A 14,555-nucleotide genomic window follows, 5' to 3' on the forward strand; every position below is an offset into this window, starting at 1 on the left:
TGTGCTCATTAGTTAACCTGGAGGATGGAACCATGCGTCAGGATAAAAACCTCTCATCAACGTTGGATGCGATTACACGTTACTTTAATGAAGCCTCTCTGCCTTCTCAGCAGGAAACCTTGGGGAAAATAGTGGTGGAGATACTGCGATCAGGACGTTCGCTGAGCCACAAGACATTGTGCACCAAGCTTATTTGCCGGCTGGAGCAAGCCAATAGCCCGGAAGAAGAACTGCATTTGCAACAGCTTATTGGCCTGATGTTTACCTCCGAACGATAACCCTGAGAACATGCGCACCGACCTGACATCGGACAAAGTGGCTTCCGCCTCATAGGTCATTTCACGTTAGACTGAATCCACTTTGTTACCTGTCGCAGGTCTGTTGCGGTCAACAGAGAACGTGTATGAACAGAAGTGATGAAGAAAGATTAACGGATATCGTCATGGGCGATGCCGTGTTGCAACTGTTGCAAAAAGCGGGGCCCGTCACCAATAGCGCCCTACTCGATAAGCTGCGTTTTATGGCGTCAATGGAATCTAATTCAACCCGCCAAAAAGCACTGCAGCGCGCCATGGCAGAAGTGATGAACAACATGCAATCATCCAACACCGAAGGCGTCACGCTTAAAGATACTAATAACGTCACACACATTTTTCGCCATCGCGATAATACGCGCAAAGACACACAGCATTAAAAAAAGGCCTCAGGGCCTCAACGTGTTATTCAATTCACATTATTCAAGGCTGCAATGGTTATCCATTCCAGCCTTTTCTTTTGCTGCGGCGGCTCACTTTTCCTGCAAACAACGATGCTGTTGTAGCTCATAATCGATAAAGGCTGCAATCATCGCACGGTAAACCTGCTCAATAATCTCTTCGGATAACCCCTGCGCTTTTGCCTGACCTCTGACTTTATCAATCACCTGTTGGACACGGTCGGGGGCGCGCACCGCTGCACGGTCTTGTTTAAACTGTGCAGCGGCCTTAACACACTCTCCACGCCGAGCAATCAGAGCCACCAGTTGATGATCCAATTGATCAATTTCTTCACGAACTGCCTCAATAGAGTCAAATTCCATCAAGATTTCTCCTTTATAAATGGGTTATCGCGAACTTTAGCGCCTTTTTCTTTCAGCAGATAAAAACCGCAGGGATTTTGTACGATGATGTGCTAACGTCAGATTTATTCCCCAATCTGCCGCGAGCCGATGATGTCTTGGTTCATTACGTTGACCACAGTGACCACCACCACCGCATTCGTCGGCGGCGTGAGGGCATCTGTAGCGAAAACGTAAGCGTACAGAATCCTCAACCCGTCAGCCAATGGACGGGGATCGTCTCCGTTCATCACCCAGTGAAAGGAGACACACCATGCCATCCCCAGGTAAAAAAGCGCTATTGATTGTCGATATGCAGCACGGCTTGTTTTTTGCGCCGCAGCAGCCATTTGCCGCTGAAACTCTGCTGAACAATATCAACAGGTTGATTGCCCGAGCACGCGACGTAAAAGCCCCGATCTTTGCTGCCCGCCATACCGGACCGGAGGGATCACCTCTTGCCGAGAGCAGTCCGCTCACACAGCTTATTCCACAATTGGCGATAGATGCCGGGTCGGATGGTGTGTTTGTGAAGCGCTACCCCAACTGTTTCCGTGGCACGACGCTTTTGGCTTCGCTACAACTTGCCGGAATAGAAGAATTGGTGATTTGTGGTATGAAAACAGAATATTGCGTGGATACGACTTGTCGGGCAGCGGCGGATTTAGGCTTTCGCGTGGTATTAATCAGCGATGCACATAGCACGACAGACAACGGGCAGATTAGCGCATCCCAGATCATTGCCCATCACAACCAAACGCTATCGGGTCCGTTTGCCCAACTGGCGGCAACGGCTGACGCACTATTTTAAATGTTTGGGCACGGTCAATACCGCGCCCTGACCTCAGTAGCGCGCCCGCCCGCTGAATCCTGCACCTGGCACAATACTTTGATAAACCTGGGTGCTGGATTCTCCCTCCTCATTCATTAAGCGCGAGATAAATCGATCTGCCCACCAATGACAATCATACAGATGGATGTTTTTCATCAGCCGCGCATGTCGGTTTTGTCGTTCTCTGAGCGGCAATTTCAGAGCGGTATGGATCGCATCGGCAATGGCATCCGGATCGTAGGGGTTAACGATCAGTGCGCCGTCCATATGCTCGGCGGCACCCGCAAATTGTGAAAGGATCAACACGCCAGGATTCGCAGGGTCTTGCAGTGCGGCGTACATTTTTGCCATTAAACTCATCCCTGCCATGAGTGGCGTCACCAACGCCACGCGCGACGCACGGTACACTCCGGCTAACTCTTCGCGGCTGTAGTGATGGTTAAGATAGCTAACGGGATACCAGTTGAGCATCCCGTGTACGCCATTGACTTCCCCGCAGATATTTTCAAGATCGTGGCTGATTTCCTTTTGACGGTGCGCATGACCGCTGGCGGATGACGCCAACTGCAACAGCATGACGTTACCCGCATATTGATTGTGTTGACGCAACAACACTTCGATAGCACTGATGCGATAAGGTAAGCCAGCGCTGTCATCAAGATGGCCGCCACTGAGAATGCTATTTTCCGGCAGTCGCTCCCGACACTGCTGCTCCATAAACTGGCAGCTGTTGCTCTCCTGCAGTGCCAGCACATCATTCAAATCGATGCCAACCGGGAAGACACCGGTCGAAATCAGACGACCATGAATACGAAACAGGGTTTTACCCATGCGTTCTGCGCGGAACTCGCTTTCAATCCACAACAGGAAGTTATTCATATCCTGCGCGGTCTGAAATCCCAGCACATCGCAGCATAACAACGATTCCACCAGCCAGCGCCAGTCGGGGATCGCTTCAAACATCTGCCCCGACGGAAACGGTTGGTGGAAAAACAGGCCAATGCGCTGGGTTAACCCGGCATCGCGCAGCATTTTTGCCACGGGGATAAAATGGTAATCCTGAATCCAGATCGCATCATCAGGCATCGCATATTCCGCGATAGCACGTGCATACACCTCATTGAGTTGGCGATAGCTGTGCATGCTTTGTGGCGTGAAATGCGCGAGGTCGGGCCGTTGATGGAATACCGGCCATAACCCCTGATGGACATACCCTTGATACCCCTCTTCCCGTTCACTACGCGTTAATGGGAAGCTGAGTGTGTCGTAATCGTTGCCATGTCGGAATGACAGATCACGGGTGATTTCCGAAGTCGGCGGTGCTTTTTTACCGTCCCAACTGATCCACAATCCGCCACGCCGCGTCAGGATGCGATCGTAAATAGAAGCGAGCGTCGATGATTGATGCTGATTGTGTGATACGAGAATGAGGCCGCTCATACTTTCTCCTGATTATGCCCTGGCATCCGGCGATGCTCTGATTAGACCGCTCGCCATATAAAAAAGGCGTAAAGAAAACGGGAACGGGCATAAAAAATCAGGAAAAATCAGACTACATCAACTGTATGCCAAAGCGCTTTAGCAACGTTGCCCACAGGACAAAAAGCACGATAGTTAACAGGCAACTCGCCACCAGCGTGGGCCAAAATCCCCAGCGATGATAGAGAAATGGAAAGGCGACAAACATCGGCAGGGTTGGCACCACGTACCAGAAGGTATACCAGGCGTGGCTGGCGATCTTTGCCTGGCTCTGACCTTCCAGTTTCATCCAGATCAGCACCAATACCGTCACTAATGGCAGCGCCGCAATCAACCCTCCGAGACGGTCACTGCGTTTCGCCACTTCAGAAATCAGCACCACCATGCCCGCCGTGATGGCGTATTTTACGATGAGCCACAGCATGGTTTGCTCCTACTTCAGATAGGAACGAATAACGCTGACAATCTCTTCCAAATCCTGACTACGCTCCGCTTCGGTGGCAGATTCATTCATCAGGTGCTCTTTGATATGCCCCTCCAGCAGTTCTGCCATCAGACCATTAACTGCCCCGCGTACCGCTGCTACCTGCTGCAACACTTTCAGGCACTCCTCACCCGATTCCAGTGCGGTCTCGAGCGAAGCTGCCTGCCCTTTAATACGACGTACGCGGGTTAACAGGCTTTTCTGATGCTTGAGTGTATGGCCCATTCTCGGCTCCTGTTGATCTTAATGTATACTGGGGTATAGTATATTTTCTTTGAATTTTTTGATTTTACGGCACTGCAATGCCGCTTTCAACTTATCACGACACGAGATGCACACCATGAATGATTTCGCTGCCCTGCTTAGCCAGGGCACGTCTAGCGCGTTGCTGTTTATCCCCAGCGCCATCTTGCTTGGGGCGTTGCACGGCCTGGAGCCGGGTCACTCTAAGACGATGATGGCAGCATTTATCGTCGCCATCCGTGGCAGTGTTCGCCAGGCGGTGATGCTGGGTCTGGCAGCCACTTTTTCCCACACTGCGGTGGTATGGCTGATTGCGATGGGCGGGATGTATATCAGTCGGCAGTTTACCGCCGAAGCTGCCGAACCCTGGCTGCAGTTGATCTCGGGCCTCATTATCATTGCAACAGCCGTCTGGATGATCTGGCGTACCTGGTCTGAAGCACAAGCGTGGCATCAGCACCACGATCATCACCAAACGCATGAGCATCATCATGAACATGGGCATCATTATGAGCATGGACATCATCATGAGCACGGGCATCATCATGAGCACGGGCATCATCATGAGCATGGGCATCATCATGAGCATGGGCTTCATCATGAACATGGGCATCATCATCTGCATGGACATCGCCATGCACATGGACATCATGGCGAATTGGCCAGGTTCGCGGAAGGTTCTCAAGAATATCAGGATGCACACGAGCGCGCGCACGCGGAAGACATCCGCCGACGCTTTGATGGCCGTGAAATCAGCAATCTGCACATTCTTCTCTTCGGTCTGACGGGGGGGCTCATTCCCTGCCCCGCAGCGATTACGGTCCTCCTTCTCTGTCTGCAGGTTAAGCAGTTCAGTCTTGGTGCGGCGCTGGTGGTCTGCTTCAGCATCGGCCTCGCGCTTACGCTGGTTACCGTCGGCGTAGGTGCGGCGCTTAGTGTTCGGCATGTATCCCGTCGATGGAAAGGTTTCGCCGATATTGCACGCCGCGCACCTTACTTCTCTGGTGCCCTCATTGCCATCGTGGGCGTCTATATGATGTTCCATGGCTACAGTGGCCTCACCCAATAAGGAATTATTTCCATGTCTGTAAAATCACCCTGTACTGATGTCTGTATTTTTGAAGGAAAAAATGGCTGGTGTCGTGCCTGCGGCCGTACGCGTAAAGAGGCACAGGAGTGGCGGAAAATGTCACCCTATCACCGCAAGGCGATTGAGCGCGCATTGAAAGATCGCGTTGCGACGTTGCAAATAAAATAGTTAGGCGTTTCGTTCAATCATGCGCACCAATTTATTCACTGCGGGAGTCCGTTCGCGTTTACGATATAAGAACCAGATGGATGAAGGAATAACGGCACCGGGTATTTCGCGATAAGTAATACCCGGTAATTTTAATTGGGTCACCAGAATAGCCGGTATTACCGCGACACCATTCCCTAATGCGACATTTGCCAGCACTTCATTTAAACTTCCCGCCGACCAGCTACGACTAAGAATAAAACCACCACGCTGGGCAAAGGTAACGGTGCCAGACACTTGTTCGGGCAAAATAAAGGTTTCTCCTTTAAGTTGCGCAGGTTCGATGGGTTGTTCCTGCGCAACCAACGGGTGGTTATCCGGCAGCGCCAATGCGAAGTGATCTTGCTCGACTTCAATGTATCCGACATCGGCAGGCAATGGCACAGGACCGCGCACAAAGGCAACATCAATAGTACGTTCACTGACCTGAGTGGCCAGTGTATCCATGACTGATTCACGTGCATTGATTGAGATATCAGGCGCGCTGGCACTAAAGCACGTCAATAACCGGGTTAAAATGCCTGATAATAGTGCGGATGCCACATAGCCCACGCGGATATAGCCGCGTTCGCCGCGTGCGGCACTGCGCACTCGGGATTTGGCCTGCTCCGCATGTTGTAGCGTCTCGCGCGCCTCTTGTTGGAAAATTTCTCCAATCTGCGTTAACTCGACTTTCCGTTGAGTACGGTAAAATAACGGCGCACCTAATTCTTCTTCCAATTGATTAATCTGCACCGACAGCGTCGGAGTGGATATATTGAGATTCTCTGCCGCCACGCCATAATGCAGCGTTTTTGCCAATTCCAGAAAATAGCGTAGATGGCGCAATTCCACGTTTTAACTCCTACTTATCTTGGGTGATGAGCCTGTCGATCATTACCTGAAATCAAAACTCCAGCAATAAAAATGTTGTTAGGTTTTACCTAACAATAACTCCAGTGCGGTTTATTGAATGACTTCATTGATAGATTCAAGCTGTAGTGCATTCACCACCTTACTCGCGGGAGAAAAGATGTCCTCTGCTACCATCGTGCTCGACCATCGCCATCTGAATCGTGTTTTACTCGTCGCCTCAATCGGGTGCGCATTGACGGTAATCGACACCAATATCGTTGGCGTCATGTTGCCGACCATCGCTAAAGGTCTGCATGCTTCTTTTGCAGACATGGAATGGGTTATTGGCGCTTACGTGCTGAGCTTTTCTTCACTTCTTTTGCCGGCAGGGTCGCTGGCAGACAAATTTGGCCGGCGCCGTCTCTTTCTCGGCGGCATCTTACTGTTTGCGCTGGCCTCACTCGCCTGTGGCATGGCGACCAGCGTTTTGGCACTCAATATTGCCCGTGCGGTTCAAGGTATGGGCTCCGCATTTCTGCTGGCGCCAGCGCTGGCAATTATCGCGCACAGCTTTCGTGATAGTCAGGCTCGTAACCGCGCATGGGCGATTTGGGGCGGTGTGATGGGATTGACCATGGTGCTGGCACCGTTGGCTGGCGGCATGATCAGTACGTTGCTTGGCTGGCGCTGGACATTTTTTGTCAATATTCCCATTTGTGCCCTGCTGATGCTGGCCGTCACCCGCCACATTGAGGAATCCAGGCATGAACACGCGGGTAAACTCGATTTACCCGGTATCGCGCTGTTTATCGCAGGCATGTTCTGTTTGACCTGGGCATTGATATTAGCGCCGCAACATGGCTGGGTGAGCCGTGAGGTGGTGGGCAGATTGTGTCTCAGCGCGTTGTGGTTTGGCCTGTTTATTCGCGTAGAAAGTGGCAAAAGCAGGCCGATGTTGAATCTGCAACTTTTCCGCTCGTTCCCCTTTATTGGCGCAGTATTAGCGATGTTTGCTTACGCTGCCACCGCGCAAGTGATGACCTCATTGCTGCCGCTGTTATTACAGAATGTTGAGGGAATGACGCCGTTAATGGCCGGGGTGGGTATGCTGCCTTTCGCTTTGGCAATGCTGCTGTTTCCTGTTGTGGCGCGCTGGCTCGGCAAACGCCTGCATGCCGCCACTTTACTGGCGCTTGGCCTGGTCACTGTTTCCTTTGGCAACATGGTGATTGCGACTGCCGTATTCCACCACCATTTGCTGCTGAGCCTGGCGGGTATGGCCATACTCGGCAGCGGCGGTGGGCTACTCAATGGCGAAACCCAAAAGGCGATTATGGCAACCGTGCCTCCGCAACAAGCAGGAATGGCATCGGGTATCAGCACCACAGCCCGTTTTTCCGGCATTTTGTTAGGATTTGCCACGCTGGGCGCGATTCTGGCGGCCAGCACACAGTGGCATTTACAATCAGCGATGCTACACGCGCAGTTGCCCCTTCAACCCGGTTTTAGCGCACAGGTTATCGCCGGTGATTTCAGCCATGCACTGGCAATGTATGACGCCGTTCATCAGGTCTCGTTACACCCACTCATCATTACCAGCTACGCCGATGGATTTGCCAGCATGTTGTTGTGTGCTGCCGCATTTGCCCTGTTTTCCGCCATCGTCATGCTCTATTCGGCGCGCAGTTCGCGTCAGCCAACGACGCTAGCCCAGCGCTAATTTTCACGCGTGGGATCGACTGTCGCACGCATAACCCGTCCTTGTTGAGGAGCAATAATGAAGAAGTTAATCACCCTACTCTGCTTAAGCAGCCTGCCACTGTTTGCCCATGCGGCGACGTTTTCGCTTAAGTCAGCAGACTTTGCCGATAACGGCGTGATGAAGAAAGCATTGGGTGGCAATGATAAGAACAATCTCTCCTGCAGCGGCGAAAACCTGTCGCCCGCACTGAACTGGGCCAACCCGCCCATCGGCACCCAAAGTTATGTGCTACTGCTGACCGATCCAGCTGGTGCTAAAGGCTTGGGAGTGACGCATATGCTGGCATACAACATTGATGCTACGCGTAATAAATTCCAGCAGGGTGAGTTAAGCAAAGGGGGAGACTTTAGCTATGGCACTAATACGCCCGGTACCCAAAGCTATTATGGCCCCTGTCCACCCGCGGGCGCAGGCTATCACCACTACAACTTCGTGCTGGTGGCGACCGACCTTGCGAAAGGCAGTTTACCCGCAGGGCTCAGTCACAATGAGTTAGTCGCAAAATTGAAAGGTCACGCGCTAGGTTCCGCAAGCCTGGTCGGGCGTTTAGGGAATTGATTGCAGCGGGTCGCCCGCGTGGCGACCCAATAAAATTAGTGTCGAATCGCACAACCACACTGCGACATTTCACCCGGCACATATTTACCGTGATGGGAGTGGCGCACCTGCAACTCACCCTGCTGCCAGGCGTTGCCTGTATCAGCACGGTTTTCCAGTAAGCGATTCAGTGCTTCGTTGACCAGCAAGTCACGACGCTGTGCCCAACTGGTCAGATGCCAGGTTGAGGCGCGCGCTTCATCCACATCGTCAAAGCCTGCGACCGCCACATGTGCGCCCTGGCCAAAATCGCGCACTGCCTGCAATGCACCAAAGGCCAGCACATCACTTTCGCAGAACAGTGCATTAATGCGCTCCGCTGCACGGGTTTTCTTCAGGTAGGCCATCATGGCCTGATAAGCCAGTTCACGATCGTTAGCCCCGGCCACCAGCTGAATGTTCAGCGTTTTGTGTTCTGCCTCGAGACTGGACACCAGGCCTGCCATTTGACGCGCGGGATCGGCGTGCTGCTGGCTGTGCATAAAACCAAAGCGCTGATGTCCTTGAGACAGTAACAATAACCCCATCTCGGCGCCCGCATCGAAACCATCAGCCATCACGACCTCAGCACCTACTTCACGGCTCTGGCTTAAATGCACCGTCGCCACGTCAGGCAGTAGTTTTGCTGCGGTATGCAATTCATCCTCAAACAGGGATGTCAGAAACACCAACCCCGCCAGCGGCAGAGATGCGGCATTCTGCAACATACGTTGATAGTTTTCTGCTGAATCAACATTCAGCAACAGCGTCACTAAACCACGCGCATTTAACTGGCGCGTCATTTCATTCAGCATCGTGACAGTATTGGGGTTGGTGAATTCATCGCTGACGATGCCGATGATATTAGGATTAACGGCCATGAACGAGCTCTCCTGCAACTTAGCGTGCGGTCATTATTTTGTAGGTAACGTAAGACACTTCACGTTACCCGATTAAGCCACTATCGCCAATCATCAGACTTGCTGTCTCTTCTGAATTTTAACGTCGGGTCAGGGCCAGGCGAATTCCCAGGCCAATGAATGTCATACCGACGATACGATCTAACAGCTTTTGCAGGGTAATGTTGCGCGATACTGCACTCGCAGCACCGCCCGCCAGCAGGGCAAACGTCACATCAGTGATCAGCCCAATCACCGCGTATGTCAGTCCCAACAGCAGGAAGGAACTCGCATGATAGTGACCATCGACCACCACGAATTGCGGGAAGAAAGAAATGAAAAACAATAACACTTTGGGATTAGTGATAGAGGTAATAAAACCTCGGACTAAAAGATTACGCGTATTGGAGCGTGGCAGCTGATTCTGTGAGCTGCATTCCTGTGGTTTGGTGATAAACGTTTCCCACATCATCTTGCTACCTAAATAAATAAGATAAGCAGCCCCGATATATTTAATCACTGTAAATAAAATCGGCGAGGCGGTAATTAACGCCGTTAAGCCTATTGCACTGGCCAACGCATGAGTACAGCTGCCGAGCGCCACACCGCTCGCAGATATCACGCCGCTCCGTCGCCCATTGGCCACGCTTTGCCCGACCACATACGCGAGGTCCGGGCCCGGCGTGATACACAAAAGGAATACCGAAACGAGAAACAGGGGGAAATGAATGATATCCAGCATGCTAACTCCTTGTTGATTTAGTATTTATTGTACTGATTACAATCTTGCGATCCAAAGAGAAGCCTATTTCATTTGATTATGATGTGATGAAGGTCATTTCCCAGACTTCCCTCAATTAAATCGACGATTTAGCCACATCAATACAGAATGCGCACGCATTGCGCCATCACACTTTTGTCGCCGCTAAAGTATGAGTGACAGAACTAAACCTCATCGTCATGGAGATCAACTTGTGGCAACACTTACCCTACGCGTAGCGCGACCGGTTTCACAACTGGAGCGCAGTCGTAAACTTTATCAATCAGGATTGGGACTGGATGTGATTGGCGCCTTTGAAGACCACCAAGGCTTCAATGGTGTGATGCTGGGAAAAGCAGATGTGCCCTGGCATCTGGAATTCACACAATGCACTTCGCATCCGGTCATCCCTTCACCCTCATCAGAAGATCTGTTGGTGCTGTATTTACCCGAGCGTGATAGGTGGCAGCAAACATGCCAGCAAATGGTATTGGCGGGATTTGTACAGATTGAATCATTCAACCCATATTGGGATCAAAACGGAAAAACGTATCAAGATCACGATGGTTATCGAACCGTCATACAGTGTCAGCAGTGGCCGTAAACTCTCGCATGCCTGACCGTGACAGAAATGCGCGGGGCGCCAACGCGCCCTGCGCATTACTCTTCGAGTAGAATCGAGAAACCGCCGTAAATCATTCTTTTGCCATCAAAAGGCATGTTTTCGCCCATCTCTTTCATTCGCGGATCGGACATCATTTTCTGATTGGCCGCATCACGCACTTCACGTGAGGGATATTCAATCCAGCTGAACACCACTGTCTCTCCCTCTTCCGCTTTCACCGACCTATAAAAATCCGTGAGCTTGCCTTCAGGTACATCATCTGCCCAGCACTCCACGATGCGTGTGGCACCAAACTCTTTAAACAGCGGCGCTGCTTTGGCCGCCATGGCGCGGTAATCCTCTTTATTGACTTCAGGCACCGCAACGACAAAACCATCTACGTACGACATAGGCTATTCCTCCGTCGTGCTGTATACGGCCGACACTGGCCGCAGAGTAAAGTGTACAAATGATGTGCAAATCATGAGCAACTGCAGCACTGAAACTGCGTGTTGCCTCGCAGATTCCTGCCTGCGGCTGAAATTGCGTTACACTGTGCACCTCGATAGTTACGCCATCAGGATAGTTATGCGCATCACCATTGATTCGGCCGATCAGCCGTTTATTCACCGTTTGCTCGGAGAAGAGATAGAGCAAGTGGATACCCAATCCAGCGACACGCGTTTGCAACAAGCCCTCGACATCGCTCGCCAGCAGAAAAATCACGAAGCGGAACTCGACTGGAAACGCAATACGGTGTTTATAGCGTTGTTTATTTTCCTCTATGCCGTCCTGGGTGCCTCGCTGACGCTGGATCTCACCGCACAAGCACCCAGCCACAAAAGTTTGGTGTATGCATTAGAAGCGGTCCCCGTGCTGATTGCCTTTTCCGGTCTGTTTGTCTCGTTGTTATTCCTGTTCTTCACCCGCAGCAGCGCACGACGCCTGCGCAGTTGGGATCAGGGCATATTTGTGCTGGAGAAATACGTTGGCACCAACCTCTATAAGCAAATCAATGAGATGGGCGCTCGCACCACCAACTATTCGCAATCAGCCATTAACGTTGCGCTTGCCCTGTTTATTTGTGTGACCTGGGTGGTGATGTACAACTACTTCACCTTCACCACCAGCGGCGTGATTGGCAGCGTGATTTCTTTGTTCATCACCACCATGACCTACGTGATACTCGATATTCAGTTGCTGAAGTCAGGCACCTCTATTGCGATTGATGAGCCGCTGATTCCGGCTGACGAAGATAAAGAGAAGAAATAATCCCCTGCATCAGGTGGCCTGAGGGCCACCTCGATATTTCTTGCCTATAATCATGCTGACATACCCTTAAATACGGATCAGGATCGACTAAGGAGCAGCAATGAAAATATGGCCAATCGCCGCACTTGCCGCGTTATCGTTAACGCTGGTTGCCTGTAAATCCCCGACGCCGCCAAAAGGTGTCACGCCCATCAGCCCTTTTGATGCCAATCGCTATTTGGGCAAATGGTACGAAATCGCCCGTCTGGATCACCGCTTTGAGCGCGGCAAAGATCATGTCACAGCCACTTATACTCAACGCAACGATGGCGGCATAAACGTGCTGAATCGTGGATATGATCCGGTGAAAAAAGAGTGGAGTGAGAGCGACGGCAAAGCCTACTTCACCGGTAAATCGGATACCGCAGCGCTTAAAGTCTCCTTTTTTGGTCCGTTCTATGGCGGCTATAACGTGATCGCTTTGGATGATGATTATCAATATGCGTTAGTGAGTGGACCAAATCGGGGCTATTTATGGATCTTGTCGCGAGAGCCGAAGATTCCGACTCAAGTGAAAAAACACTATCTGGCTGTCGCGCAGAGACTTGGGTTTGAAGTGGATAAGCTGATCTGGGTAGATCAAGGTTAAAACTGCACTCGGGGATAAAGTGATTTTATCTTCATCCCTGTTTAGTTCAGCATAACCGGGCGTGAGATTCTGGTTATGCTGCAGAGAATCTTCAATCGGCGTATGACCAAACACTTGCAGGCTTGCAACATATCACGGGTTCCCCCTGATTGGATGAGGGGCACCTCATTCCGTGATAACAGCTGATAAATGATTCATTTAAACGAATCCCTTATTTATTAATCATATAACCTTGCATATTTATAATGCGCCTCTCTTCGCAAGATTACCCTTTCAAAAAACCTGCTAAAATACGTCATCGTCTATGTTTTATCAGTATCAAATACTCTTATCTAAAAATTTCAGAGCTCTGGTCATTCTGACTTAACAATCAACATGTTGAGTCAACACATCAGGCTGCTGATAGCTTTTTTTCATTATCGCATTGCCAGTGGTGAGGAAAAAATGAATGAAATAACAGAAGAATACCCCAGAATAAATTTCAGATTAGTATGGGGCTTACTGATTGTATTAACACTCTTTTCGCTACACTGCCCAGCGAGCGAAATTAACCTTTATTCCATTAACACGGGTTCCTACGTTTATCACCTGACCGGGAATCATGGGCAATACACTGAAAATTTTGAGAATAACTTCTTCTCGGTTGAAAGAAAGTTGTCCGAAGATTCAACCTATAGCGTACTGATCGGCACCATGAAAAACAGCTTTGATGACCGCTGTCTTGCGTTAGGGGTGAGAAAAGACTGGAAAACCTGGGATGATGGCTGGACCTTTAAAGGTATCTACGGCTACACCGGTGAGTTTTTTTTCGATGCCTTTAAGGATTGTGGCGACCACGGTTCCTATCACGACTTTAAAAAGGCCACCGGAATAGGATTCTCACCCTATATTTATCATGGCTTTCAATATAATTTCACACCCTATTTCGGCATTGAATCGGGGATTATAATCCCCTCGGTATTTGTCATCACCATTCAATGGAGTTTTCGATAAGCTCTGAACTTTTTTATTCAAAGTGTTGTTTTTTTAAGCCAATCGGCGATAACAGAGGTGAGTCTAATAGGTTGCTCGAGGGGTAGCATATGACCACTGTCACCGATAATTTCCATATCGCCCCCCAATAGCGTGACAATTTCTCGGGATTCTTCAAGACCACGCAAGCCATCCCCTTCAGATGCAATGACCAATATTGGGCAACGAATCGGTTGCTGCGTGACACCACTGCGATCAAGCATGGCTTGTGTTCGAAAAACATTTGCACCGAGATGTTTCCCCATAACACGAATTTTATCAATTAGTTGGGCATCATTCTGTCGAGAGGAATGTAACGATGGCTTCAGCACCGCCTGGCTAAAGCCATTAAAATCACCCATCAAGGCCGCTTGTGACGCCTTATCCAGTAACTCACGTTGTTCAGGTGGGTTTTCACGAAGTGAAGTGGCAACCAAAACCATTCCTGCAGTGCGCTCGGGAAAGGCTTCGGCGATGGCTCTTGCCACATAGCCGCCCAGTGAAAAACCAACCACAATAAAGCGCGGCGGTAAGGTTGCCACGATATTGTAAGCATATTCAGTGATGCTTTCGCCATGGCTCAGGCTGGCTCTGATACAGGTTCTGTCATCGGGATAGACCCGAACAAAATCATCCCAAAGTGTTTCATCAAGCATGAAACCCGGAATTAATACGAGGGGTAAAGTTTGACTCTTCATCCGTGAATCCTTCAATGTGTAAAGTTAACTAGATTACGTGACGTCAGGCGCATATAAAGGCTGTGGCTTAACAACATCGC

Annotated in this window: 20 protein-coding genes; 11 read left to right on the forward strand and 9 right to left on the reverse strand. The window is 50.5% G+C overall.

All coding sequences use genetic code 11. The annotated features are described in order from the left end of the window. The first annotated feature begins 32 nt into the window (after positions 1–32). Both ycgZ and IAE30_RS05110 read left to right on the forward strand, forming a co-directional pair. Entirely contained in the window at positions 33–278 is a 246-nt protein-coding gene (gene ycgZ, locus IAE30_RS05105; RefSeq protein WP_200677687.1) for a regulatory protein YcgZ, read from the forward strand. A 125-nt stretch (positions 279–403) separates the two neighbouring features. Then, positions 404–694, forward strand: a complete 291-nt coding sequence (locus tag IAE30_RS05110; protein ID WP_200677686.1) for a hypothetical protein — start codon at positions 404–406, stop codon at positions 692–694. Between the two features lie 93 nt (positions 695–787). Here IAE30_RS05110 and IAE30_RS05115 read toward each other — a convergent pair whose 3' ends face one another. Continuing rightward, on the reverse strand, positions 788–1,078 hold the full coding sequence (locus IAE30_RS05115; RefSeq protein ID WP_200677685.1) for a chorismate mutase: 291 nt from the start codon (positions 1,076–1,078) through the stop codon (positions 788–790). A 292-nt stretch (positions 1,079–1,370) separates the two neighbouring features. On the opposite strand from IAE30_RS05115, the gene IAE30_RS05120 reads away from it, so the two are divergent. Then, complete coding sequence (locus tag IAE30_RS05120; RefSeq protein ID WP_200677684.1) at positions 1,371–1,907, forward strand: cysteine hydrolase family protein; 537 nt, start codon at positions 1,371–1,373, stop codon at positions 1,905–1,907. A 33-nt stretch (positions 1,908–1,940) separates the two neighbouring features. Here the strand turns inward: IAE30_RS05120 and IAE30_RS05125 are convergent, their stop codons facing one another. The 3 genes from IAE30_RS05125 to IAE30_RS05135 form a co-directional block, all read right to left on the reverse strand. Next, complete coding sequence (locus IAE30_RS05125; protein WP_200677683.1) at positions 1,941–3,368, reverse strand: trehalose-6-phosphate synthase; 1,428 nt, start codon at positions 3,366–3,368, stop codon at positions 1,941–1,943. A gap of 112 nt (positions 3,369–3,480) precedes the next feature. After that, positions 3,481–3,831, reverse strand: a complete 351-nt coding sequence (locus IAE30_RS05130; protein ID WP_200677682.1) for a DUF3147 family protein — start codon at positions 3,829–3,831, stop codon at positions 3,481–3,483. 9 nt (positions 3,832–3,840) lie between these two features. Beyond that, on the reverse strand, positions 3,841–4,116 hold the full coding sequence (locus tag IAE30_RS05135) for a metal/formaldehyde-sensitive transcriptional repressor (protein ID WP_039332333.1): 276 nt from the start codon (positions 4,114–4,116) through the stop codon (positions 3,841–3,843). Between the two features lie 115 nt (positions 4,117–4,231). Here IAE30_RS05135 and IAE30_RS05140 point away from each other — a divergent pair, with 115 nt between their 5' ends. Both IAE30_RS05140 and IAE30_RS05145 read left to right on the forward strand, forming a co-directional pair. Continuing rightward, positions 4,232–5,203 (forward strand): nickel/cobalt efflux protein RcnA, encoded by a 972-nt coding sequence (locus IAE30_RS05140; RefSeq protein ID WP_200677681.1) that lies wholly within the window; start codon positions 4,232–4,234, stop codon positions 5,201–5,203. Positions 5,204–5,215: 12 nt separating this feature from the next. Continuing rightward, positions 5,216–5,392 carry a DUF1289 domain-containing protein gene (locus tag IAE30_RS05145; protein ID WP_034829866.1) on the forward strand — a complete coding sequence of 59 codons (177 nt, stop codon included), beginning with the start codon at positions 5,216–5,218 and terminating at the stop codon, positions 5,390–5,392. On the opposite strand, the gene IAE30_RS05150 is transcribed toward IAE30_RS05145, so the two are convergent. Continuing rightward, positions 5,393–6,265: a LysR substrate-binding domain-containing protein gene (locus tag IAE30_RS05150; RefSeq protein WP_200677680.1), complete on the reverse strand. Its 873-nt coding sequence runs from the start codon at positions 6,263–6,265 to the stop codon at positions 5,393–5,395. A gap of 178 nt (positions 6,266–6,443) precedes the next feature. Between IAE30_RS05150 and IAE30_RS05155 the strand changes: the two genes are divergently transcribed. Together IAE30_RS05155 and IAE30_RS05160 are read left to right on the forward strand one after the other, a co-directional pair. Then, positions 6,444–7,985 (forward strand): MFS transporter, encoded by a 1,542-nt coding sequence (locus tag IAE30_RS05155; RefSeq protein ID WP_200677679.1) that lies wholly within the window; start codon positions 6,444–6,446, stop codon positions 7,983–7,985. A gap of 57 nt (positions 7,986–8,042) precedes the next feature. Next, positions 8,043–8,585, forward strand: coding sequence for a YbhB/YbcL family Raf kinase inhibitor-like protein (locus IAE30_RS05160; RefSeq protein ID WP_200538401.1), 543 nt, complete (start codon positions 8,043–8,045; stop codon positions 8,583–8,585). Positions 8,586–8,620: 35 nt separating this feature from the next. Here the strand turns inward: IAE30_RS05160 and IAE30_RS05165 are convergent, their stop codons facing one another. Further along, positions 8,621–9,484, reverse strand: a complete 864-nt coding sequence (locus IAE30_RS05165) for a substrate-binding domain-containing protein (RefSeq protein ID WP_200677678.1) — start codon at positions 9,482–9,484, stop codon at positions 8,621–8,623. A gap of 118 nt (positions 9,485–9,602) precedes the next feature. Then, positions 9,603–10,244: a LysE family translocator gene (locus IAE30_RS05170; RefSeq protein WP_200677676.1), complete on the reverse strand. Its 642-nt coding sequence runs from the start codon at positions 10,242–10,244 to the stop codon at positions 9,603–9,605. 232 nt (positions 10,245–10,476) lie between these two features. Here IAE30_RS05170 and IAE30_RS05175 point away from each other — a divergent pair, with 232 nt between their 5' ends. Continuing rightward, positions 10,477–10,866, forward strand: a complete 390-nt coding sequence (locus IAE30_RS05175; RefSeq protein ID WP_370585421.1) for a VOC family protein — start codon at positions 10,477–10,479, stop codon at positions 10,864–10,866. A 56-nt stretch (positions 10,867–10,922) separates the two neighbouring features. Here the strand turns inward: IAE30_RS05175 and IAE30_RS05180 are convergent, their stop codons facing one another. Then, entirely contained in the window at positions 10,923–11,276 is a 354-nt protein-coding gene (locus tag IAE30_RS05180; protein ID WP_034829871.1) for a DUF1428 domain-containing protein, read from the reverse strand. Positions 11,277–11,454: 178 nt separating this feature from the next. Between IAE30_RS05180 and IAE30_RS05185 the strand changes: the two genes are divergently transcribed. The 3 genes from IAE30_RS05185 to IAE30_RS05195 all read left to right on the forward strand — a co-directional run bounded on the left by IAE30_RS05185 (position 11,455) and on the right by IAE30_RS05195 (position 13,759). Further along, complete coding sequence (locus IAE30_RS05185) at positions 11,455–12,138, forward strand: hypothetical protein (protein ID WP_200677674.1); 684 nt, start codon at positions 11,455–11,457, stop codon at positions 12,136–12,138. Positions 12,139–12,238: 100 nt separating this feature from the next. After that, positions 12,239–12,766, forward strand: coding sequence for an outer membrane lipoprotein Blc (gene blc, locus IAE30_RS05190; RefSeq protein ID WP_200677673.1), 528 nt, complete (start codon positions 12,239–12,241; stop codon positions 12,764–12,766). Positions 12,767–13,210: 444 nt separating this feature from the next. After that, entirely contained in the window at positions 13,211–13,759 is a 549-nt protein-coding gene (locus IAE30_RS05195) for a hypothetical protein (protein ID WP_200678315.1), read from the forward strand. Between the two features lie 17 nt (positions 13,760–13,776). Here the strand turns inward: IAE30_RS05195 and IAE30_RS05200 are convergent, their stop codons facing one another. Continuing rightward, the gene (locus IAE30_RS05200; protein ID WP_200538396.1) at positions 13,777–14,475 is read right to left on the reverse strand and encodes an alpha/beta fold hydrolase; all 699 of its coding nucleotides are present in this window, start codon (positions 14,473–14,475) and stop codon (positions 13,777–13,779) included. Positions 14,476–14,555 lie beyond the last annotated feature (80 nt).

This window comes from Pantoea sp. S61, assembly GCF_016625145.1.
Taxonomy (GTDB): domain Bacteria; phylum Pseudomonadota; class Gammaproteobacteria; order Enterobacterales; family Enterobacteriaceae; genus Pantoea; species Pantoea rwandensis_B.

Bases quoted from the DNA above. Each gene is read 5' to 3' on its own strand.
- ycgZ (WP_200677687.1), top strand. From the start codon at position 33: ATGCGTCAGGATAAAAACCTCTCATCAACGTTGGATGCGATTACACGT.
- IAE30_RS05110 (WP_200677686.1), top strand. From the start codon at position 404: ATGAACAGAAGTGATGAAGAAAGATTAACGGATATCGTCATGGGCGAT.
- IAE30_RS05115 (WP_200677685.1), bottom strand. From the start codon at position 1,078: ATGGAATTTGACTCTATTGAGGCAGTTCGTGAAGAAATTGATCAATTG.
- IAE30_RS05120 (WP_200677684.1), top strand. From the start codon at position 1,371: ATGCCATCCCCAGGTAAAAAAGCGCTATTGATTGTCGATATGCAGCAC.
- IAE30_RS05125 (WP_200677683.1), bottom strand. From the start codon at position 3,368: ATGAGCGGCCTCATTCTCGTATCACACAATCAGCATCAATCATCGACG.
- IAE30_RS05130 (WP_200677682.1), bottom strand. From the start codon at position 3,831: ATGCTGTGGCTCATCGTAAAATACGCCATCACGGCGGGCATGGTGGTG.
- IAE30_RS05135 (WP_039332333.1), bottom strand. From the start codon at position 4,116: ATGGGCCATACACTCAAGCATCAGAAAAGCCTGTTAACCCGCGTACGT.
- IAE30_RS05140 (WP_200677681.1), top strand. From the start codon at position 4,232: ATGAATGATTTCGCTGCCCTGCTTAGCCAGGGCACGTCTAGCGCGTTG.
- IAE30_RS05145 (WP_034829866.1), top strand. From the start codon at position 5,216: ATGTCTGTAAAATCACCCTGTACTGATGTCTGTATTTTTGAAGGAAAA.
- IAE30_RS05155 (WP_200677679.1), top strand. From the start codon at position 6,444: ATGTCCTCTGCTACCATCGTGCTCGACCATCGCCATCTGAATCGTGTT.
- IAE30_RS05160 (WP_200538401.1), top strand. From the start codon at position 8,043: ATGAAGAAGTTAATCACCCTACTCTGCTTAAGCAGCCTGCCACTGTTT.
- IAE30_RS05165 (WP_200677678.1), bottom strand. From the start codon at position 9,484: ATGGCCGTTAATCCTAATATCATCGGCATCGTCAGCGATGAATTCACC.
- IAE30_RS05170 (WP_200677676.1), bottom strand. From the start codon at position 10,244: ATGCTGGATATCATTCATTTCCCCCTGTTTCTCGTTTCGGTATTCCTT.
- IAE30_RS05180 (WP_034829871.1), bottom strand. From the start codon at position 11,276: ATGTCGTACGTAGATGGTTTTGTCGTTGCGGTGCCTGAAGTCAATAAA.
- IAE30_RS05185 (WP_200677674.1), top strand. From the start codon at position 11,455: ATGCGCATCACCATTGATTCGGCCGATCAGCCGTTTATTCACCGTTTG.
- blc (WP_200677673.1), top strand. From the start codon at position 12,239: ATGAAAATATGGCCAATCGCCGCACTTGCCGCGTTATCGTTAACGCTG.
- IAE30_RS05195 (WP_200678315.1), top strand. From the start codon at position 13,211: ATGAATGAAATAACAGAAGAATACCCCAGAATAAATTTCAGATTAGTA.
- IAE30_RS05200 (WP_200538396.1), bottom strand. From the start codon at position 14,475: ATGAAGAGTCAAACTTTACCCCTCGTATTAATTCCGGGTTTCATGCTT.